Source organism: Rhizobium sp. SRI_017 (genome assembly GCF_057586295.1).
On sequence record NZ_JBYCZP010000003.1, the window covers coordinates 210,451 to 229,030 of the forward strand.

The following is an 18,580-nucleotide window of genomic DNA, read 5'->3' on the forward strand; positions in this document are numbered from 1 at the left end:
GATCGATCGTCACTTGAATACTCAATGCGTCAGCCGCTGCCGCCAGCTGGCAAAGTCGTCACCTAGAGCTCACGGAAGATCGGCTTGCCGCTCCGGAGATAGGCGGCGATCTCATCTGTCGAGAGATTGTCGGCGTCGGTTATTGCCAGCCGGTCAAGCGATGTCGCTTCATCAAAGAAGGCTTCAACCCCTTCGCTGGAGTCGAAATGGTTGAACGGTAGGCAGTAGCCGACGCCATATTCCATCTCTGCTCTGACACCGAATTCCGCCCACATATCCCAGCCGAAGAAGAAGCGGGCAGTGATCGTGCCGCCAACATAAAGTAGCGAGTCGGGAAAGGCATTGAAGAGCATCTCTTCGACGGCCAAGTCTTCACCGATGATCTCGGCCTTGCCGTACTCATTCATGAAAGAACGGCAGCGCACGCTGCCCGTCACGATAAAGGTGCCGCCTCCATTTGCATCCTTGAAACTGCTGTCGATCAGCCCCTCGACGACGAGGTCACCGCGAATGAGAACATGAAATGCGGGTGCCTCGAAATCCCCCGCGACATGCAGGTTGCCGTCGTGGATCGCGCAAGCCACACCGTCCGAGCTCCGCAACGGATTGCGAAAGATCATATCGTGGTCGAGATTTTCCCAGGCACCCTGCAGGGGAGAGCGGAATCGAATGGAGTCGACAACCGTGAGAAGTTCTCCGAGTTCTACTATCCTGAACGGCATCTTTCACGACCTCCATGACCGGCGTCCGGAGGAGGACGGTTCAACAGGTTCGATTCTTCAGCAGCCGGATCCGGCGTGCATCATGACAATTCCGTAATGTCCATTGAAACCAAACTGCTTTTCGCGCGTTAACCGGCCGGGACAAACGCGCGACATCCGGCCTTCAGCCACCGCCGCTCGCCTTGCCCGATCATTTGCCGGAACGAAGCGCTCGCTCCGGCATATTCATATTCTTTCGGAGAGCACGGTCATGAACACATCCACCAAGATTGCGGCCGCCCTACTTGCAGTCCTGATGTTGGCGTCTTGCGGCAACACCATCCGCGGCGCGGGCCGTGACACATCCAATGCCGTCGACGCAACCCAGGATGCAGCCAAAGACGTTGCTAACTGATAGCCCCATTCACCGATATCTGGAGATATAACATGAACACCACCACACGTATCGCAGCCGCTGTCCTTCTCGTTTTTGCCCTGGCTTCCTGCGGCAATACCATCCGCGGCCTCGGTAAGGACACGTCCAACACCGTGGATGCGACCGAAGATGCGGCCAAGGACGTCGCGAACTAAACCAGGTCGAGAATCGAAAAGGGCCGCTGCAACGTCGCAGCGGCCCTTTTCATATTGAATGAATCTTGTCGATCAGGCGCCGGCAGCCAGCATGTTGTGCTTGCGCTTGATGAAGTCCTTGGCGGTTTCGACCGCGATCGCCGCATCGCGGCAATAGGCGTCGGCGCCGACGGCCTTGCCGAATTCCTCGTTGAGCGGCGCACCGCCGACGAGAACGACGTAATCGTCGCGAATACCCTTTTCCTTCATCGTGTCGATGACGACCTTCATGTAGGGCATCGTGGTGGTGAGCAGGGCGGACATGCCGAGAATATCGGGCTTTTCACGCTCGATCGCATCGAGATAGTTCTCGACCGGGTTGTTGATGCCGAGATCGATGACGTCGAAACCAGCTCCTTCCATCATCATGCCGACGAGGTTCTTGCCGATGTCGTGGATGTCGCCCTTGACGGTGCCGATGACCATCTTGCCCTGCTTCGGCGCGCCTGTGGCGGCGAGCAGCGGACGCAGGATGAACATGCCGGCCTTCATCGCGTTGGCGGAGAGCAGAACTTCCGGCACGAAGAGGATGCCGTCGCGGAAGTCGATGCCGACGATGCGCATGCCTTCGACGAGTGCCTGGGTCAGGACATCGTACGGTACCCAGCCGCGCTCCAGGAGGATGTTGGTGCCTTCCTCGATCTCTTCCTTGAGCCCGTCATAGAGGTCGTCGTGCATCTGCTGCACGAGTTCTTCGTCGGAGAGCTCCGAAAGAATGATTTCATCGTCTGCCATGGCGATCCTCGTCGAGAATTGATTTGCCGGTTTGCCGTAAACCGAATTGACCATTACAGATAGCGCCCAAGCTTTGCAAAGCGTTTTCGAATGCGACGCGGGACTGCGTGATTTACGACGGTCATGCTGTTCGGCTTTGAAAGCCTTGAATATTTCTAGGGCTAAGGGGTCGTTTCCTTTGATTTATTTTGAAGATCGACAGATGACGCCGCAGCAAGCGCCAGTTTTCGACCAATGCCGCAAATAGACAAAAACGTCACTTCGTTTCCAGCGGCATCATTGGCGCTTTTAGGAATGTTCGTTTTGCGGCATTGTTTAGGATCGCCCTGAACATTTCCGCCTCTCAGGGCCAATACGATAAAGAGGAAACGACATGGACCAGACAACCGATCAGGCAGAGGGTGGCGGTCGCCGTCCCCGCGGTGCCGCAGCACGGCGCGCAGCACGCACCGGTGGCGGTCCGGGCCCGTCGCTTCCCTATATCACTCGCAAGATCCGCGAATATGAAGTGCTTGACGAAGAGGGCCTTGAGCTCATCGAGCGCAATGCCGACCTCATTTTGGAAGAGATTGGCATCGAATTCCGCGAGGACGCCGAAGCGTTGGCCTTGTGGAAGCAGGCCGGCGCCGATGTGCGTGGCGAGCGCGTGCATTTCCCTCGGGGTCTTTGCCGTGAACTGCTCAAGACCGCGCCGCCGGTTTTCACCTGGCACGCGCGCAACCCCGAACGCAACGTGCAGATCGGCGGCAAGGCCACGGTGTTTGCGCCGGTTTATGGCCCTCCCTTCGTCCGCGATCTCGAAGGCGTCCGCCGCTATGCGACGATCGAGGATTTTCGCAATTTCGTGAAGCTCGCCTATATGGCGCCGTCGATGCATTCGTCGGGCGGCACGGTCTGCGAGCCGGTCGATATCCCCGTCAACAAGCGCCATCTTGATATGGTCTACAGCCATATCAAATATTCCGACAAACCGTTCATGGGCTCGGTCACGGCCCCGGAACGTGCGGAAGACACGATCGCCATGGCGAAGCTCGTGTTCGGCGACGATTTCGTCGAGAACAATTGCGTCACGCTCAACCTGATCAATGCCAACTCGCCGATGGTGTTCGACGAGACCATGGTCGGGGCACTCAAGGTCTATGCACGCCACAACCAGGCGACCGTGATCTCGCCCTTCATCCTGTCCGGCGCGATGAGCCCGGTCACGGTGACCGGCACGCTGACGCAGATCCTGGCCGAAGTGCTCGCCGGCGCCTCTTTCACGCAGCTGATCCGCAAAGGTGCGCCGGTGCTGTTCGGTACGTTCGCGGCATCGATCTCGATGCAGTCGGGCGCCCCGACTTTCGGCACGCCGGAGCCGTCGCTGGTCTCCTATGGCGCCGCCCAGCTCGCCCGTCGCCTCGGCTTGCCTTTCCGTACCGGCGGCTCGCTCTGCGGATCCAAGGTTCCGGATGCCCAGGCGGCGCACGAGTCGGCCAACACGATCAACATGACGCTGCTTGCCGGCACCAATTTCTCGCTCCATGCCGCCGGCTGGCTCGAAGGCGGCCTCGTGTCGTCCTACGAGAAGTTCATGATCGACCAAGACCAGCTCGGCATGATGCAGAAGATGGCCGAAGGCGTGGATCTCTCGGAAAATGCCCAGGCGCTCGACGCGATCCGTGAAGTCGGCCCGGGCAGCCACTATCTCGGCTGCGCCCATACCCAGGCCAATTTCCAGACTGCCTTCTACCGCTCGGCGCTTGCCGACAACAATTCCTACGAACAGTGGGAAGTGGAAGGCGAGAAGCGGATCGAGCAGCGCGCCAATGCGCTGTGCAGGAGCTGGCTTGAACAGTATGAAGCGCCGGCGCTTGATACGGCAATTGATGAGGCGCTGCTCGCTTTCATCAAGCAGAAAAAGGACTCGATGCCCGACGCTTTCACCTGAAAGGGTCCCGAAGCCAGGGAGAATGGCGGACGGTATCAGGTGGCCGACTGGATCCAGCGGGACGTCTGGCGTCCACACTACAAGCCTCCTGGCCGGACATAATGGGCAACCAAAATAGCAAGATAGACAAGATCCGTGCGGCGCTTTCGCCGCACGGAATTTTTTTGCGCGGTGTCTTGAATTTCGATGGTGACGGGCCTGACATGATCGGGGGTCGGGCACAGACGGTGGTGCTGCTCGGCAATGTCGGCGGCTCGATGTGGCCCGCCTTTTCGGTGTGGCGCGCGCGACATCCCAATGTCGCCGAGCCGCTCGATACTTGGTCCGCCGAGACAATACGTCCTCTGGCGGAGGCCATGGACGGAACGGCATGGTTTCCGTCAGAGCGCCCGTGGCAACCGTTCCAGCAATGGGCGATGCGGGCCGAGGGGCTGAAGCCATCGCCGCTCGGCATCCTCATCCATCCGGACTACGGTCTCTGGCATGGCTACCGCGGCGCTATCGGTTTCCTGGAGCGATTAGATCATCCGGTTGCAGTGACTCGCCCTCATCCCTGTGAGCAATGTCCCGAAAAGCCCTGCCTCACCACCTGTCCGGTCGATGCGGTCATGACCGACCGCTTCGATGTACCTGCTTGCCGGACTTATCTCGGCCGCGAAGGCGAGGAAACCTGTATGTCCAGCGGCTGCATCGCTCGCAATGCCTGCCCCGTCGGCACCGCGCACCGCTATCCGCTCGAGCAACTGCGCTTCCACATGGACGCGCTGTCGCGCTGATCGATCTGCTTACGATTGGTGGCTCGTTACCAGCCGCTGGCGCCTCTGGCTGAGAACAATGTGGAGGATCACGGCGAAGAGCACGATGAGCCCGCCCATCAGCGTCTGCGGCCCCATCTTCTCGCCGAAGGCGAGCCAGACCCAGAAAGGCGACAGCGGGGTATCGAGCAAAGAAATCAGTGCCGTTTCCATCGGTGGGAGGCGCCTGGAGCCGAGCGAATAAAGTGTCAGGCCTGCCGATGCATTGAGCAGGCCGAAAAGGACGAGATAGAGAAAGTGTGTCGGCGTCACCATAGCGAGATCGGCGAAGGGCAGAACGATTACGCCGCTTACGAAGGAGGCGATCGTCGAGCCGGCGGGGATGTTCACAGTGGGATAACGCCGGACAATGATCATGGATGCGGCCATGCTGGCCGTGCCGAGGAAGGACAGGATGTCGCCGAGAAGCGCACCGTCGCTGGAAAAGCCCACCATCACGACGACGCCGATCATGGCGATGAAGCTCGAGAAAATCGCCTCGCGCGATGGCAGCGAGTTGAGGAACATCCAGCCCAACAGAGCAGCGATGAAGGGCAGGGTGGCGAATATCACGGCGTTGTGGGCGATCGAGGTCTGACCCAGCGATGAGACGTAGCAGATGGTACCGAAGATGTAGTTGACGACAAACAAGCCGTCCCAGCGCTCCATGTTGCGGAACTGGCTGGTCCACGTTCGTGGTGCAAAGGCGATGATGATCGCCAGCATGCCGACGGCGCCGAATATGCCGCGACCGGCGATCATGGTGGGATAATCGAGATTGATCAGCCGGGTGAAGAAGCCTGCGCTGCTCCAGGTGACGGCACCTGCCGTCACGAAGATCACGCCAAGGAGATGGTTTCTGCGCTCATCCATCAGGCAATCGCTGCCGCCGATCGCCGCTGGCTTGCGATCACGTGGTAAATCACTGCCGCGAAGACGATACCGCCGCCGATGATCGTGTTGATGCCGGGCTTTTCATTGAAGGCGAGCCAGACCCACAGCGGCGCGAGCGGCGTGTCGAGCGCGCCGATCAGCGCGGTCTCGATCGCAGGGAGCCGCTTCGAGCCGACCGCGAAGAATGCCAGGCCCATGGCGGAATTGGTGATGCCGAACAGCGCGAGCTGAAAAAGCTGGACACCGGTCAACTCGAGTGGCGAACCAAGCGGCCAGCAGATCAACCCCGATATGATTGCGCCGATGCAGGCGGCGGCAAGCGCCGACATTTGCGGGTTCTTCCGCATGAGAATGATCGAAACCGCCATGCAGCACGTCATGCCAAAGGCGAGCAGGTCGCCGAGAAGGCCGCCATCCGAGCCGAAGCCGACCATCAGAATGACGCCGGATATGGCGACGAGGCTTGCGATGATCGCATTGCGGCGGGGAATCTCGCCGAGGAAAATCCATCCTAGAAAGGCGGCAAGGAAAGGGATCGTGGCATAGATCACGGCACCATGGGCCACCGACGTATGACCCAGCGAGGTGATGAACATGATCATGCCGGCCACAGTGACGGCGATATAGGCGAGTTCCGGCCTACCAATTCCCGAAAACTCCCGCCACCAGTCTCGTCCGCGGAAGAGCACCACCACAACGAAAAGGCTGGCCGCCCCGAATATGCCGCGCCAGGCGAGCAGGGTGAAACTGTCGAGCGGAATCAGCCGGGTGAAATAGCCGGCGAGGCTCCAGGCGACGGCCGAGAGCGTGACGAACAGGATGCCGAGTTGATAGTGCCGTTCGGGATGCATGGAAGACCTTCCGGTGCGGATCGAGTGGATTTGCCCTTGGATTCCATCAGGCAGAGTCACCCGCCGCGCCGCTTCCGCATCTACACGGATTTGGCGCGGCTGACTGCCTAAATTATTTGAACCCTCGGCCAAATATTTTCATGGCCCAATATTTTCACGGCCGCCCCCAAGGTTTCGTCAGCGGCAAACGTCTTACCTCCAGGAACGGAGCGAGAGGGGCGTTACTTGGAACCCGAACTCATCAGGAAGGCGAGCGGCGGCGATGCCCAGGCCTTCGGACAATTGGTCGAGATGAATTACGACTTCATACATTCCACCGCATGGAAGTGGACCCGCAATCGCGTTGACGCGGAAGATGTCGCGCAGGATGTTTGCGTGCGGCTCGCGACAGCGATCCGCTCGTTCCGGGGCGAGGGGCGGTTTCGCACCTGGCTCTATGCGCTGGTGCTCAACGCGGTTCGCGATCTTGCGCGCAAGGCGGTGCGGGACAGGAAGCGCGTCGAGGAATGGAGCAACGATCCGGCGCTTCAGGCCCAGAACGCCGATGAGGACGACATGCAGGAAATATGGACTGCCGTTCAGACCCTCTCGCCCAAGCAGCGCGATTGCGTGATGCTGGTGTATTCGGAAGGGCTGGATCACGCCGAGGCAGCCGAGGTGCTGGGCTGTTCCGAGCCAACGGTGTCCTGGCATCTCCACGAGGCGCGCAAGCGCCTGAGAATCATTCTTGGTCGCGAAGTGGCGTAAGGAGGCTGATATGGAAAACGATCTGAAGAAGCTCAGCCGCCTCTCTGTCCCGAAGGCATCGGACGAGGCCCGCGCACGCGCCATGGCGGCTGCCATGACGGCTTTCGAAAATTCAGAAAAAACTGCGACCACCCCCCAAGGAAGTGAGTCTGGGCGTCGTCAAAGCTCCATCGCAACCACACTTTGGAGCCTGTTCATGTCCCGCAAAATGATGCTCGCGAGCTCGGCGCTCGCCACCCTGCTGGTCGTTCCCGCTGCCGGCTATGTGACCTTCCAGATGATCAACGAACGGACGATCATCCTGACCGAAGAGCCGGTCGTGATCGATACCAAGAAGTCGGCCGATGATGCACGCCTGCGCCAGGAAACGCTGAAGCGCGAACAGACGGCAGCCGACAAGCAGACGGTTGCCGGCAAGGATTCACCCAAGCAGCCGGAGGTTTCCGGTCTCATCGACAAGACGGAAACCAAGCCGGACCCGGTCATTGCCGACCAGAAAGCCGATGAAACCGCTGGCCGCGCGGATACCGAGGTTGCGGCGCCCGTGGAAGAACAGCGCCTTGCTGCAGAGCCGAAGAAGGAGAAATCGGCTGATTTCGATACGACGGTGCCTGGCGACACCAATGCCGCCGCGACGACGGCAGAAGCGCCGGAGGGCGAGATGGACAAGATGGCGCTCGCTAAGCCTTCGACAGTGCAGGCCTATTCGACGAAGCGCCTCAACAATCTCGGCGGCACGATCGCCAATGAGGGCATCGTTGCCCAGCCGCCGGTCCTGTTGCCCGAAGAATCCGGCGACCGGTTCACGTCGAAGGACACCAACCCGGTGAAGTCGGTGCTATCAGAGCCGGTCTCGACCTTCTCGATCGATGTCGACACAGCGTCCTATGCCTATGCCCGTCAGGCGATCATGAATGGCGGCCACCTGCCGGAGCCGGACAGCGTCCGGGTCGAGGAGATGGTCAACTACTTCCCCTATGACTGGAAGGGGCCTGATAAGGCCGACGAAGCCTTCAAGGCCAATGTCACCGTCATGCCGACACCGTGGAATGCCAATACCAAGCTGATGCATGTCGCGATCAAGGGCTATGACGTCCAAGTCGCCCAGCAGCCTCCGGCCAACCTCGTCTTCCTGATCGACGTGTCGGGTTCGATGGACGAACCCAACAAGCTTCCGCTGCTCAAGAGCGCGTTCCGCCTGCTGGTCAATTCGCTGAAGCCGACCGATACGGTGTCGATCGTGGTCTATGCCGGCAATTCCGGTGTGGTCCTTGAGCCGACCAAGGTTTCCGAGAAGCAGAAGATCCTCGATGCGATCGACAATCTGTCGCCGGGTGGTTCGACTGCCGGTGCAGAGGGCATCGAAGCCGCCTACAAGCTGGCCGAGAAGGCCTTCCAGAAGGACGGCGTCAACCGCATCATGCTGGCGACCGACGGTGACTTCAATGTCGGTCCGTCGAGCGACGAGGATCTGAAAACGCTGATCGAGCAGAAGCGCAAGAGCGGGATCTTCCTTTCCGTGCTGGGCTTCGGCACCGGCAATTACAATGACGCTCTGATGCAGACGTTGGCGCAGAATGGCAATGGCGTGGCGGCCTATATCGACACGCTGTCGGAAGCGCAGAAGACGCTGGTGCAGGAAGCGACCAGCTCGCTCTTCCCGATCGCCAAGGACGTCAAGATCCAGGTCGAGTTCAACCCGGCCAAGATCGCCGAATATCGCCTGATCGGTTACGAAACCCGGGCGCTGAAGCGCGAGGATTTCAACAATGACAAGATCGATGCCGGCGAGATCGGTTCGGGCCACCGCGTGACAGCGATCTACGAAATCACGCCAGTCGGCAGCCCTGCCGTGCTCAATGATGACCTGCGCTATGCGGCGAAGGACAAGAAGGAAGAGACGGCAACCACGACCGATGCGACGACAACGGCCAATTCCGATGAACTCGCCTTCGTCAAGATCCGCTACAAGAAGCCGAACGAGGACAAGTCGAACCTCATCACGATGCCGGTGAAGGAAGAGCTGAGCAAGAAGATGGTCGACGACGCTTCACCCGATGTCCGCTTCTCGGTCGCTGTGGCTGCCTTTGCCCAGAAGCTCAAGGGCGCGAGCCAGGTCGCCGACTATAACTGGAGTGCGATCGAGGCGCTCGGCCTCGCCGCCAAGGGCGACGACCGCTATGGCTATCGTGCAGAGTTCCTCAAGATGGTCGCATTGGCCAAAAGCTTGAAGGGCGAGTAACCCCGTTCCAACCGAGGTAGGGTATCCCCTGGCTCATTACTCGTCCTTCTACCCTCTCCCCAGCCCCGCGGGGGGAGGGTTTTCCTTTGTCAGGCAGTCGGAAATGATTTTTCCAGGCCGCCGGAACGCTCGAGGCCATCCCGGAACGCGCGGTAGGCGGGGTGGTGGGAGGATTTGGCGGTTTCGTCCAGCCGGATCTGCAGCCGGGCGGGCGCGCTCGCGCCAAGCCATTCGCCGATCTTTTCAAGTTTCAGCGAGTTCAAGATGCGGGCGTCGGCCGCCTGATCGAGCCAGACAAGCAGCCCTTCCAGCAGGTTATCGTCCTGCGCCGCATTTTCCATCAACAGTTTGAGGAACGACTGATCCGCCTCGGTGAAGGCCGTCAGCTTGGCGGCGACCGCATCGCGGTCGGGGAAGGGGAGCGTGGTCATCTTTTGTACCATCCAGGTGAGGCGGAGCGCTTCCGCCTATCCCGAATTGGCTTCCCCCGCAAGACTCAGCCCCGGCTTCTGCCGCCGCGGCGCTCGCGCGGAGGCGCTTGTTCTTCGGCCGTCTTGTTACGCAGCGGGCCGATTTTCTCGACGATAACGTCGAGCGTCGGGCGCTGGCCGGCGACATGGGCGTCGACGGCTTCTCGGATCGCGGCGAGGTGCTCACAAGATGTGCCGCAGCAGCCGCCGATGATTTTTGCGCCGGCATCGATCGCGAGACGAGCATATTCGGCCATCAGCGGCGGCGTGCCGGAATAATAGATCTTCTCGCCGCGGAATTCGGGAATGCCGCAATTGCCCTTGACGATGATGGTCGCGTCCGACTTGGCTTCGGACATCGAAAGCAGCGTCGCGAGAATGTCGGAGGCACCGACACCGCAATTGGCGCCGACGGCGATCGGGCCTTCTCCGATATCGGGCGCGACGCCATGGATGTCCTTCGGCGCCAGACCCATCATGGTCTTGCCGGCGGTATCGAAGGAGCCAGTATAGACATAGGGCATGCCGACCTTGACGGCGGCTTCGGCCGCGGCACGGATCTCGTCCGGCGAAGACATGGTCTCGATCCAGGCGACATCGGCGCCGCCGGCCTTGAGGCCCTTGATCTGCTCTTCGAAGGCGTTGACCGCATCTTCATAGGACATCGCGCCGAGCGGGATCAGCAACTCGCCTGTCGGGCCGACCGAGCCGGCGACGATGACCTTGCGGGGCGCCTTGTCCGCAACGGCGCGGGCGATCGCCGCCGCCTTGCTGTTCAGTTCATGGACGCGATCCTGTGCGTGGTGCAGCTTCAGGCGATGACGCGTGCCGCCGAAGGAATTGGTGAGGATGATGTCGGCGCCTGCATCAACGAAGTCCTGATGCAGTTTGGTGATGTTCTCGGGCTTGGCTTCATTCCATAGCTCAGGCGCTTCGCCGGCCTCGAGACCCATGGCGAACAGCGAGGTCCCGGTCGCGCCATCGGCAACGAGAATCGTCTTTTCGGCGAGAAGATCGGAAAGCGGATTGGCGGACATGGACGTTCCTCGAATTGATTTGAGAGAAAGATATAAAGATATCTTTATGTGATGTCCAGTGCGGCGTTCCCTCTTCAGTGATCTTAGGCGAACGGCACGTGCCGTGAGGGAACACATGCTTGAGCTGATGTGTTCAGTAAGCCCATGAGAAAAATCTGCTCGCCGGCCGGCGGGCCATGGCTGAACAAGGACACCGATATGGAACTTCCGCGGAATACGATCGTCGCCGTTGCCGATGGCGAGAAACTCAGCATGTTTCAGAATGAAGGCGACGAAGCGAATCTGAAGCTTAGGGCGATACCGGCTGCCGAGATCGATAGTTCGAAAGTATCCTCCGGTGCGCGCCATGTGAGCAGCGCTGCCAATCCGGATGACAGCCAACAGAAGGAAGACGCCTTCGGCAACGGCGTGGCCGATATGCTCAACAGGCAGGTTCTCGACGGCACCATCAAGAATCTCGTCATCGTGGCGGCGCCCCGCACGCTCGGAGAATTGCGGAAGAGCTACCACAAATCTCTGTCAGAGGTGCTCATCGGCGAACTTGACAAGGACCTGACCGGCCATCCGATCCAGGATATCGAGCAGGCTCTTCGCGCAGCCTGATCACAGTCCCTGACAGTCCAATGCCATGGCGTTGGCGCCTTGCCGACACGGCGGAGCGCCAGCGCGTCAGCGAAATCTCACCATTTCTGATGGACGTGCGCTCTTATCAGGTCGTCATAGACCTTCCTAACCTGCGCCATTATTTCGTCCGAGATCGGGGCGAGGCCGGAAGCGGCCGCATTGTCCTTGGCCTGGTTCTTGTTCTTGGCGCCCGGAATGATGACGGTGACGGCGTCCTGCATCAGGATCCACCGCAACGCGAACTGCGCCATGCTCGCGCCGCCCGGCACGAGCGGACGGAGGCGCTCGACGGCTTCGAGGCCGGTGTCATAGGGCACGCCCGAGAAGGTCTCGCCCATGTCGAAGGCTGCGCCCTGACGGTTGAACGTGCGGTGGTCGTCCTGGGCGAACTCGCTGTCGGCCTTCAGCTTGCCGGTCAGCATACCCGAGGAAAGCGGCACGCGGGCGATGACCGCGACATTCTTCGCCTTGGCCTCGCGGAAGAAGAGCTCCTGCGGGCGCTGGCGGAAGATGTTGTAGATGATCTGGACCGAGACGACGTTGGGGAACTCAATGGCCTTCAGGGCCTCTTCGATCTTCTCGACCGAGACGCCGTAATGTCGGATCTTGCCCTTGGCGACAAGGCCTTCGAGGATCTCGAAAATGTCGGCGCGGTAATAGAGATCCCACGGCGGGCAGTGGAGCTGGACGAGGCCGAGCGTGTCGACGCCGAGATTGCTTAGCGAACGGTCGATCCAGCCTTCGAGATTCTCCTTGGTGTAACCCTCCACGACCTGCTTGGGCAGGCGGCGGCCGGCTTTGGTGGCGACCATCGGTCGGGTGCCGCCGCGCTCTTTCAGCACCTCGCGGATGATGCGCTCTGAGCGGCCGTCGCCATAGACGTCGGCGGTGTCGATGAAGGTCATGCCGGCGTCGAGTGCGGCGTGCACAGCGCCCTTGGCGTCCGCTTCGCTGACATCGCCCCAGGTGCCGCCGATGGCCCAGGCGCCAAAGCCGATTTCCGACACGCTCCATTGCGTGCGACCGAACTGTCTCGATTTCATGATCGTACTCCCGTCTTTTTCGGCGGGAACCTTTCAGGCACCCGGAGCCAAGTCAAGCCTTGACCTCCGCTTCTTCGGCAGCAGTGCCTGATAGGTGCGGTTGAGCATCGTGGTCACCGTCTCGGCATCGGCGCGGGAGAGGCGGATGAGTACCATCGGATAGTCGCGGTAGTGATCGGTGAAATAATAGAGCTCGGGAAAGGCTTCGCAGAGCATGGCGCGCTCATCCGGCTCGACGCCCTTGATCAGCAGGGAATCGCCATCTTCTCTGAGCCGCGTCAGCAGCTTGTCCTTCACCTTGAAGGAGGGCGTGCCATAGGAGGTGGAGGCCTCGACGAGGGGCCATTGCAACAGGATGTCGGTGAGTTCGGCGTAGGTCATCGCTCTCTATAACAGACCAAGTGCCGGCCTGAAATTGTCAGCATGGACCGGAAGAAAAAAGCCGCCCGGAGGCGGCTTTTCAGCATGGCGTCATCCTTGCGTTCAGACGATCTTGCGCTTGGCCAGAACGTCGGTCAGCCAGTCGGTCCGCATTTCCGGCACCGAGGAGAGGAGCTTTTCGGTGTAGGGATGGAAGGGCGGGTTGAAGATCTGTTCGGTCGGGCCTTCGGCCACGACTTCACCGCGCAGCATCACCGCGGTGCGGTGGGCGATCCGGCGGACGATGCCGAGATCGTGGGTGATGAACAGGTAAGCCAGCCCGAGGTCTTCTTGCAGCTTTTTCAGAAGCTTCAGGATATCTTCGGCGACGAGCTGGTCGAGCGCCGAGGTCGGTTCGTCGCAGATGACGAGATCCGGATTGGCCGCGAGCGCGCGGGCGATGCAGATACGCTGCTTCTGGCCGCCGGAGAGAGCGGTAGACAAGCGTCCGGCATAATCTTCGGGCAGGCCGACCTGGCGGAGCAGCTCGGCAACACGGGCCTTCACCTCGGCGGGCGACTTGTTGAAGTAGAAGGCATAGGGCCGGCCGATGATCTCGCCGATCGTCTGGCGCGGATTGAGCGCGACATCGGGCAGCTGGTAGATCAGCTGGATCTTGCGCAGATCGTCCTTGGTGCGGCTCTTGGTATGGGTCGACAATTCCTTGCCGCCGAACTTCACCGAGCCGGATTCACGCGGCAGGAGGCCGACGATCAGGCGGGCGAGCGAGCTCTTGCCCGAGCCGGATTCACCGACGACCGCGACCGTCTCGCCCTTGGCGACATTGATCGAGACGTTCTTCAGCACGGTGAAGTCGCCATACTTGCCGACGACATTGTCGACCGCGAGCACGGTCTCGCCGCGATGGTCCTCCTGGATGTCGCCGAAATGATCGGCGGCCTTGCGTTCGTTGACCAACGCCTGGGTATAGGCGTTTTCCGGCTTGTTGAGGATGTTCTCGGTCGTGTCGAGCTCGATCATTTTGCCGCCGCGCAGCACCATGATGCGGTCGGTCACCTGGGCGACGACAGCGAGGTCGTGGGTGATGTAGAGCGCTGCGGTGTTGAGCTCCTGGATCAGGCGCTTGACCAGTGCCAGCACTTCGATCTGGGTCGTCACGTCGAGCGCGGTGGTCGGCTCGTCGAAGACCAGGATATCCGGCCGGCAGGAGATTGCCATGGCGGTCATGGCGCGCTGCAACTGGCCGCCCGAGACTTCGTGCGGGTAGCGGCCGCCGAACGTGTCGGGGTTGGGCAGGCCGAGCGACCGGAAGAGTTCCACCGCGTTCTTCTCGGCCTCTTCCTTGCTCATCAGCCCATGCTGGATCGGCATTTCGCAAACCTGTTGCATGATCGTATGCGCAGGGTTGAACGATGCAGCCGCCGACTGGGCGATATAGGCGATGCGCTGCCCGCGCATGTCGCGACGGCCCTCCGGCGAGAGATCGCGGACGGAGACGCCGTCGATCTCGATCCGGCCGCCGGTGATGCGGCAGCCGGCGCGGGAATAGACCATCGAGGCGAGGCCGATGGTGGACTTGCCGGCGCCGGATTCGCCGATCAGGCCCACGACTTCGCCGCGCTTGAGTTCGAGCGAGACATTATCGACAAGGACAAGGCCGTTGACGGTCTCCACACGGAGATCGACGAGTTTAAGGATGTGATCAGCCATGTCTTACATCTCCGCCGAGGCGCCCGACGGACGGGCATTGATGGACAGGATCCAGTCGACGACGAGGTTCACGCCGATGGTCATCAGCGCGATCATCGAGGCCGGCCAGAGCGGCGCGAGACCGGGGTTCATCGGGTTCATGATGGCACGAGCGTTTTCGCGCACCATGCCGCCCCAGTCCGCATTCGGCGGCTGGATGCCCATTCCGAGGAAGGACAGGCCCGCCACGAACAGGAAGTTGAAGCAGAAGCGCAGGCCGAATTCCGAGATCATCGGCGGCAATACGTTCGGCAGAATCTCACGGCGCATGATGTACCAGTTGCCTTCGCCGCGAAGTCTTGCGGCTTCGACATATTCAAGCACCGCGACGTTCATCGAGACGGCCCGCGCTAAGCGAAACACGCGCGTCGAGTCGAGGATCGCGATGGTGATGATCAGTGTCGGGATCGACGAGCCGAACATCGAAAGGATGATCAGCGCGAAGACCAGGAGCGGGATCGACAGCATGATATCGACGAAGCGCGACAGCACCGTATCGACGACCGGACCGCCGATGGAGGCGAACAGGCCCGCGCACATGCCGATGGCAAACGACAGGATCGTCGTCGCAAGTGCCACGCCGATCGTGGTGCGGGCGCCGTAGAGCACGCGCGACAGCAGGTCGCGGCCGATATTGTCGGTGCCCATCCAGAACTGGGCCGACGAATGCGCCCAGGTGTCGCCGACGGTTTCCGCTTCGCTGTAAGGCGCGATCCAGGGTGCGAAGATGGCGATGAAGATGAAGAAGGCAACGATGACGATGCCGACCCATGCAGAGATCGTGGGTTTGCGTCCGAAAATTTTCATCTTGCTGTCCTCCTCACTTCGGTCTGCGCAGGCGCGGATTGACGAGGATGCTCAGTACGTCCGCAACCGTATTGAGAATGATGAAGGCCGAGGCGAAGATGAGACCGCAGGCCTGGACGACAGGCAGGTCGCGTTTCGACACGCCGTCCACCATATACTGGCCGACGCCGGGATAGACGAACACCACCTCGATGACGACGACGCCGACGATGAGGTAGGCGAGGTTGAGCGCGATGACCGCGATGATGGGTGCGGCGGCGTTGGGGAGCGCGTGATGGACGATGACGCGCGAGCGCGGCAGGCCCTTGAGGAAAGCCATCTCGATATAGGGCTGCGACATGATCGACAGCACCGAGGATCGCGTCATGCGCAGCATGTGCGCGGCAACCAGCATGGTCAAAGTGACCGCGGGCAGGGCGGCGACATAGAGGCGCGTGCCGAAGCCCATCGACTGGTAGACGGTCGCCAGCGACGGGAACCAGGCCAGCTTCACCGCGAAGACGAGGATCAGGATATAGGCGATGAAGAATTCCGGGACGGAGATGAAGGCCAGCGACACAATGTTGGAGGCCTTGTCGATCCACTTGCCTTCGTTGATCGCGGCGAGGATGCCGAGACCCACGGAAAGCGGCACGGCGATCACAGCAGCGAAGCCGGCCAGGAAGATCGTGTTCTCGAAGCGCGGCCAAAGCGTCTTGAAAATGTCACGCTTGTTTGTCAGAGCTACGCCGAGATCGCCGTGGAGCACACCCCACGCCCAGTCGAGATAGCGTACATAAGCGGGCCGATCGAGGCCGAGTTCGGCGCGAAAGGCTGCGAGTGTTTCAGGCGTTGCACCCTGGCCGAGAACGGCACTCGCAACGTCGCCTGGCAAAATTTCCGTGGCGGCGAAAATAAGCACGCTCACGGCAACGAGAGTTAACAATCCCAGTATCAACCGGGACACCAGCAGGCGAAGCATGGAGTCGTCCCCTTATTATTGTCGGGTCCTACCGAAATATGCTTGGGGCCAGCAATGCGGCGCGAGTTCCGTCATCCCCCTCGACCACCCAAAACCCCTAGCGAGGAAGGAAGGGCCGGTGAACCGGCCCCTCCAATAGTTATGATCAGGCGAACCAGGCCTTTTCGGCGACGCGGTTGTCGTCCATGTCGTAGCGCGCATGCGGCTTGACGCCCTGAACCTTCGGCGAGTAGCCGTCGAGGTAGTCGGTGATCGCAAAGCAGATCATGCCGCCGTCTTCGGAAATCATTTCCTGGCACTTGCCATAGATTTCCTTGCGCTTGTTGTCGTCGAGTTCGATGCGAGCCTCGGCAACGAGAGCGTCGAATTCCGGAACCTTCCAGTTGGAGTCGTTCCAATCCGAGTTGGATGCATAGACCTGGCTGAAGGTCTGGTCGGCGGTCGGACGGCGGCCCCAGTAGACGGCGCAGAACGGCACCTTGAGCCAGACGTTGTCCCAGTAACCGTCGCCCGAGACCTTGTTGACGGTCAGGTCGATGCCGCCTGCCTTGAGCGATTCCTGGTAGATCTGGGCGCAATCGACGGCCGAACCCCACGCGCCTTCCGAAGTCTGCAGTTCGATCTTGGTGCCCGCTGCGAGACCAGCCTTCTTGAAGTGGAAAGCGGCCTTGTCCGGGTCAAAAGTGCGCTGCGGCATCGTGGTGTTGTAGTAGGGGTTGTACGGGTCGAGCGTGTGGTCGTTGCCCGGGATCGCGTAGCCGTTATAGACCTGCTTGATGATCTTTTCGCGATCGATACCCCACTTCAGGGCAAGGCGCAGGTCCTTGTTGGTGAATGGGTCGTCGGTGACGCGGGAGACAAAGCAGAAGCGGTTGCCGGTGCCCTTGGTGCGGACGACGGCGACGTTCGGATCCTTCATCAGGAGATCGACGGTACGGGCGTCGAGACGGTTGACCGCATCGACCTGGCCGGACTGCAGCGCGGCTGTGCGGGCCGCGGGATCCTGGATGTAGAGGATTTCCACGGCGTCGAAGTGACCACGACCCTCTTTCCAGTAGTCGCCACGGTTCTTGAGCGCGATGCGCACGCCGGGCTCGAAGCTTTCCATGACATAGGCGCCGGTACCGATCGGGTTTTCCCAGTCGGAATGGTCCTTCGGGACAACGATGAGGTGGTAGTCGCCGAGGATGGCCGGGAAGTCGGCGTTACCGGCTGAAAGCGTGATGCCGATCTGGCTCGGGGAGATCGCCTTGATTTCGGCGATCTGCTCAAGGATGCCCTTGGCCGGAGACTTGGTCTCGCCGCGATGCAGCCCGATCGAGTAGATGATGTCGTCGGCGTCGAGCGTCTTGCCGTTCGAGAACTTGATGCCCTGGCGAACGTTGAAGACCCAATCCTGCGCGCCCGGCTGGACGTCCCAGCTCTCGAGCAGTTCACCGGTCGGGTTGCCGTCGGAATCGAATTCGACCAGGCCGTTCATGATGGCCAGCGAAGCCGCGATCATGACGGAGTCGGCGTAGGTGCGCGGGTCGAGCGAGTCAGATGCCGAGCCGCCTTCCATGCCGAGGCGGAAAGTGCCGCCCTTCTTGGGCTCCTGGGCCTGGGCCTTGGAGAACATGCTGGTCGCCAGCGGAATGGCGATACCGGCTGCTGCGGCGAGTTGCATGAAGTCGCGGCGCGACAGATTCCCCTTGCGGGCCATCTGTTCTGCCTCGCGCAGTTTGTGTTCGAATTCACTCATTGTCAGTCTCCCTTTTCTTAATGCTTCAAGACGATGCTCAGCATTGTTCCCCTGAGCTTGAAACCGAAGATTTCACGAACCCCCGATACCGTCAACAAGACAAAATCCTGCATTCGGCCCGAGGGTCGATGGCAGCCGATCACTATCAGGAAGAGTGCCTGTTCCGGACGACGAAACGGCCCTCCGGCATCTGCCGAAGAAGCGCGTCAAGATTTTGGTCGCGTCCAATATCCCAGTATTCCC

Annotated in this window: 19 protein-coding genes; 7 read left to right on the forward strand and 12 right to left on the reverse strand. The window is 60.7% G+C overall.

All coding sequences use genetic code 11. From position 1 onward, the window contains the following. Window positions 1–62: 62 nt before the first annotated feature. Window positions 63–722, reverse strand: coding sequence for a hypothetical protein (locus AC2YI2_RS08725; protein WP_487386072.1), 660 nt, complete (start codon window positions 720–722; stop codon window positions 63–65). Between the two features lie 250 nt (window positions 723–972). Between AC2YI2_RS08725 and AC2YI2_RS08730 the strand changes: the two genes are divergently transcribed. Together AC2YI2_RS08730 and AC2YI2_RS08735 are read left to right on the forward strand one after the other, a co-directional pair. Then, complete coding sequence (locus AC2YI2_RS08730) at window positions 973–1,116, forward strand: entericidin domain-containing protein (RefSeq protein WP_487386073.1); 144 nt, start codon at window positions 973–975, stop codon at window positions 1,114–1,116. A gap of 32 nt (window positions 1,117–1,148) precedes the next feature. Continuing rightward, on the forward strand, window positions 1,149–1,292 hold the full coding sequence (locus AC2YI2_RS08735; protein WP_487386074.1) for an entericidin domain-containing protein: 144 nt from the start codon (window positions 1,149–1,151) through the stop codon (window positions 1,290–1,292). 72 nt (window positions 1,293–1,364) lie between these two features. On the opposite strand, the gene AC2YI2_RS08740 is transcribed toward AC2YI2_RS08735, so the two are convergent. Next, a complete protein-coding gene (locus AC2YI2_RS08740) occupies window positions 1,365–2,066 on the reverse strand; it encodes a corrinoid protein (RefSeq protein ID WP_487386075.1) in 702 nt (233 codons plus the stop codon). Between the two features lie 373 nt (window positions 2,067–2,439). Between AC2YI2_RS08740 and AC2YI2_RS08745 the strand changes: the two genes are divergently transcribed. Beyond that, the gene (locus tag AC2YI2_RS08745) at window positions 2,440–3,996 is read left to right on the forward strand and encodes a trimethylamine methyltransferase family protein (protein WP_487386076.1); all 1,557 of its coding nucleotides are present in this window, start codon (window positions 2,440–2,442) and stop codon (window positions 3,994–3,996) included. Between the two features lie 101 nt (window positions 3,997–4,097). Further along, a complete protein-coding gene (locus AC2YI2_RS08750; protein ID WP_487386077.1) occupies window positions 4,098–4,772 on the forward strand; it encodes a 4Fe-4S dicluster domain-containing protein in 675 nt (224 codons plus the stop codon). A 9-nt stretch (window positions 4,773–4,781) separates the two neighbouring features. On the opposite strand, the gene AC2YI2_RS08755 is transcribed toward AC2YI2_RS08750, so the two are convergent. Together AC2YI2_RS08755 and AC2YI2_RS08760 are read right to left on the reverse strand one after the other, a co-directional pair. After that, window positions 4,782–5,663, reverse strand: coding sequence for a DMT family transporter (locus AC2YI2_RS08755; protein WP_487386078.1), 882 nt, complete (start codon window positions 5,661–5,663; stop codon window positions 4,782–4,784). After that, a complete protein-coding gene (locus AC2YI2_RS08760) occupies window positions 5,663–6,535 on the reverse strand; it encodes a DMT family transporter (RefSeq protein ID WP_487386079.1) in 873 nt (290 codons plus the stop codon). Before AC2YI2_RS08760 ends, AC2YI2_RS08755 begins: the two co-directional genes overlap by 1 nt. 225 nt (window positions 6,536–6,760) lie before the next feature. Between AC2YI2_RS08760 and AC2YI2_RS08765 the strand changes: the two genes are divergently transcribed. Both AC2YI2_RS08765 and AC2YI2_RS08770 read left to right on the forward strand, forming a co-directional pair. Then, window positions 6,761–7,282 (forward strand): RNA polymerase sigma factor, encoded by a 522-nt coding sequence (locus AC2YI2_RS08765; RefSeq protein WP_487386080.1) that lies wholly within the window; start codon window positions 6,761–6,763, stop codon window positions 7,280–7,282. Between the two features lie 196 nt (window positions 7,283–7,478). Next, complete coding sequence (locus tag AC2YI2_RS08770) at window positions 7,479–9,524, forward strand: vWA domain-containing protein (protein WP_487386081.1); 2,046 nt, start codon at window positions 7,479–7,481, stop codon at window positions 9,522–9,524. Window positions 9,525–9,613: 89 nt separating this feature from the next. On the opposite strand, the gene AC2YI2_RS08775 is transcribed toward AC2YI2_RS08770, so the two are convergent. After that, window positions 9,614–9,955 (reverse strand): hypothetical protein, encoded by a 342-nt coding sequence (locus AC2YI2_RS08775; RefSeq protein WP_487386082.1) that lies wholly within the window; start codon window positions 9,953–9,955, stop codon window positions 9,614–9,616. Window positions 9,956–10,020: 65 nt separating this feature from the next. Then, window positions 10,021–11,031: a betaine--homocysteine S-methyltransferase gene (bmt, locus tag AC2YI2_RS08780; protein ID WP_487386083.1), complete on the reverse strand. Its 1,011-nt coding sequence runs from the start codon at window positions 11,029–11,031 to the stop codon at window positions 10,021–10,023. A 198-nt stretch (window positions 11,032–11,229) separates the two neighbouring features. Here bmt and AC2YI2_RS08785 point away from each other — a divergent pair, with 198 nt between their 5' ends. Beyond that, a complete protein-coding gene (locus AC2YI2_RS08785) occupies window positions 11,230–11,634 on the forward strand; it encodes a host attachment family protein (protein ID WP_487386084.1) in 405 nt (134 codons plus the stop codon). Between the two features lie 77 nt (window positions 11,635–11,711). Here AC2YI2_RS08785 and AC2YI2_RS08790 read toward each other — a convergent pair whose 3' ends face one another. From AC2YI2_RS08790 to AC2YI2_RS08815, 6 genes are all read right to left on the reverse strand, one after another. Further along, the gene (locus tag AC2YI2_RS08790; protein WP_487386085.1) at window positions 11,712–12,698 is read right to left on the reverse strand and encodes an aldo/keto reductase; all 987 of its coding nucleotides are present in this window, start codon (window positions 12,696–12,698) and stop codon (window positions 11,712–11,714) included. 33 nt (window positions 12,699–12,731) lie between these two features. Further along, complete coding sequence (locus AC2YI2_RS08795; protein ID WP_487386086.1) at window positions 12,732–13,079, reverse strand: MmcQ/YjbR family DNA-binding protein; 348 nt, start codon at window positions 13,077–13,079, stop codon at window positions 12,732–12,734. Window positions 13,080–13,181: 102 nt separating this feature from the next. After that, entirely contained in the window at window positions 13,182–14,789 is a 1,608-nt protein-coding gene (locus tag AC2YI2_RS08800; RefSeq protein ID WP_487386087.1) for an ABC transporter ATP-binding protein, read from the reverse strand. A 3-nt stretch (window positions 14,790–14,792) separates the two neighbouring features. Beyond that, the gene (locus AC2YI2_RS08805) at window positions 14,793–15,635 is read right to left on the reverse strand and encodes an ABC transporter permease (RefSeq protein WP_487386088.1); all 843 of its coding nucleotides are present in this window, start codon (window positions 15,633–15,635) and stop codon (window positions 14,793–14,795) included. 13 nt (window positions 15,636–15,648) lie between these two features. Further along, complete coding sequence (locus tag AC2YI2_RS08810) at window positions 15,649–16,596, reverse strand: ABC transporter permease (RefSeq protein ID WP_487386089.1); 948 nt, start codon at window positions 16,594–16,596, stop codon at window positions 15,649–15,651. A 145-nt stretch (window positions 16,597–16,741) separates the two neighbouring features. Next, window positions 16,742–18,337 carry an ABC transporter substrate-binding protein gene (locus AC2YI2_RS08815; protein ID WP_487386090.1) on the reverse strand — a complete coding sequence of 532 codons (1,596 nt, stop codon included), beginning with the start codon at window positions 18,335–18,337 and terminating at the stop codon, window positions 16,742–16,744. Between the last annotated feature and the right edge of the window lie 243 nt (window positions 18,338–18,580).

Bases quoted from the DNA above. Each gene is read 5' to 3' on its own strand.
- AC2YI2_RS08725 (WP_487386072.1), bottom strand. From the start codon at position 722: ATGCCGTTCAGGATAGTAGAACTCGGAGAACTTCTCACGGTTGTCGAC.
- AC2YI2_RS08730 (WP_487386073.1), top strand. From the start codon at position 973: ATGAACACATCCACCAAGATTGCGGCCGCCCTACTTGCAGTCCTGATG.
- AC2YI2_RS08735 (WP_487386074.1), top strand. From the start codon at position 1,149: ATGAACACCACCACACGTATCGCAGCCGCTGTCCTTCTCGTTTTTGCC.
- AC2YI2_RS08740 (WP_487386075.1), bottom strand. From the start codon at position 2,066: ATGGCAGACGATGAAATCATTCTTTCGGAGCTCTCCGACGAAGAACTC.
- AC2YI2_RS08745 (WP_487386076.1), top strand. From the start codon at position 2,440: ATGGACCAGACAACCGATCAGGCAGAGGGTGGCGGTCGCCGTCCCCGC.
- AC2YI2_RS08750 (WP_487386077.1), top strand. From the start codon at position 4,098: ATGGGCAACCAAAATAGCAAGATAGACAAGATCCGTGCGGCGCTTTCG.
- AC2YI2_RS08755 (WP_487386078.1), bottom strand. From the start codon at position 5,663: ATGGATGAGCGCAGAAACCATCTCCTTGGCGTGATCTTCGTGACGGCA.
- AC2YI2_RS08760 (WP_487386079.1), bottom strand. From the start codon at position 6,535: ATGCATCCCGAACGGCACTATCAACTCGGCATCCTGTTCGTCACGCTC.
- AC2YI2_RS08770 (WP_487386081.1), top strand. From the start codon at position 7,479: ATGTCCCGCAAAATGATGCTCGCGAGCTCGGCGCTCGCCACCCTGCTG.
- AC2YI2_RS08775 (WP_487386082.1), bottom strand. From the start codon at position 9,955: ATGACCACGCTCCCCTTCCCCGACCGCGATGCGGTCGCCGCCAAGCTG.
- bmt (WP_487386083.1), bottom strand. From the start codon at position 11,031: ATGTCCGCCAATCCGCTTTCCGATCTTCTCGCCGAAAAGACGATTCTC.
- AC2YI2_RS08785 (WP_487386084.1), top strand. From the start codon at position 11,230: ATGGAACTTCCGCGGAATACGATCGTCGCCGTTGCCGATGGCGAGAAA.
- AC2YI2_RS08790 (WP_487386085.1), bottom strand. From the start codon at position 12,698: ATGAAATCGAGACAGTTCGGTCGCACGCAATGGAGCGTGTCGGAAATC.
- AC2YI2_RS08795 (WP_487386086.1), bottom strand. From the start codon at position 13,079: ATGACCTACGCCGAACTCACCGACATCCTGTTGCAATGGCCCCTCGTC.
- AC2YI2_RS08800 (WP_487386087.1), bottom strand. From the start codon at position 14,789: ATGGCTGATCACATCCTTAAACTCGTCGATCTCCGTGTGGAGACCGTC.
- AC2YI2_RS08805 (WP_487386088.1), bottom strand. From the start codon at position 15,635: ATGAAAATTTTCGGACGCAAACCCACGATCTCTGCATGGGTCGGCATC.
- AC2YI2_RS08810 (WP_487386089.1), bottom strand. From the start codon at position 16,596: ATGCTTCGCCTGCTGGTGTCCCGGTTGATACTGGGATTGTTAACTCTC.
- AC2YI2_RS08815 (WP_487386090.1), bottom strand. From the start codon at position 18,337: ATGAGTGAATTCGAACACAAACTGCGCGAGGCAGAACAGATGGCCCGC.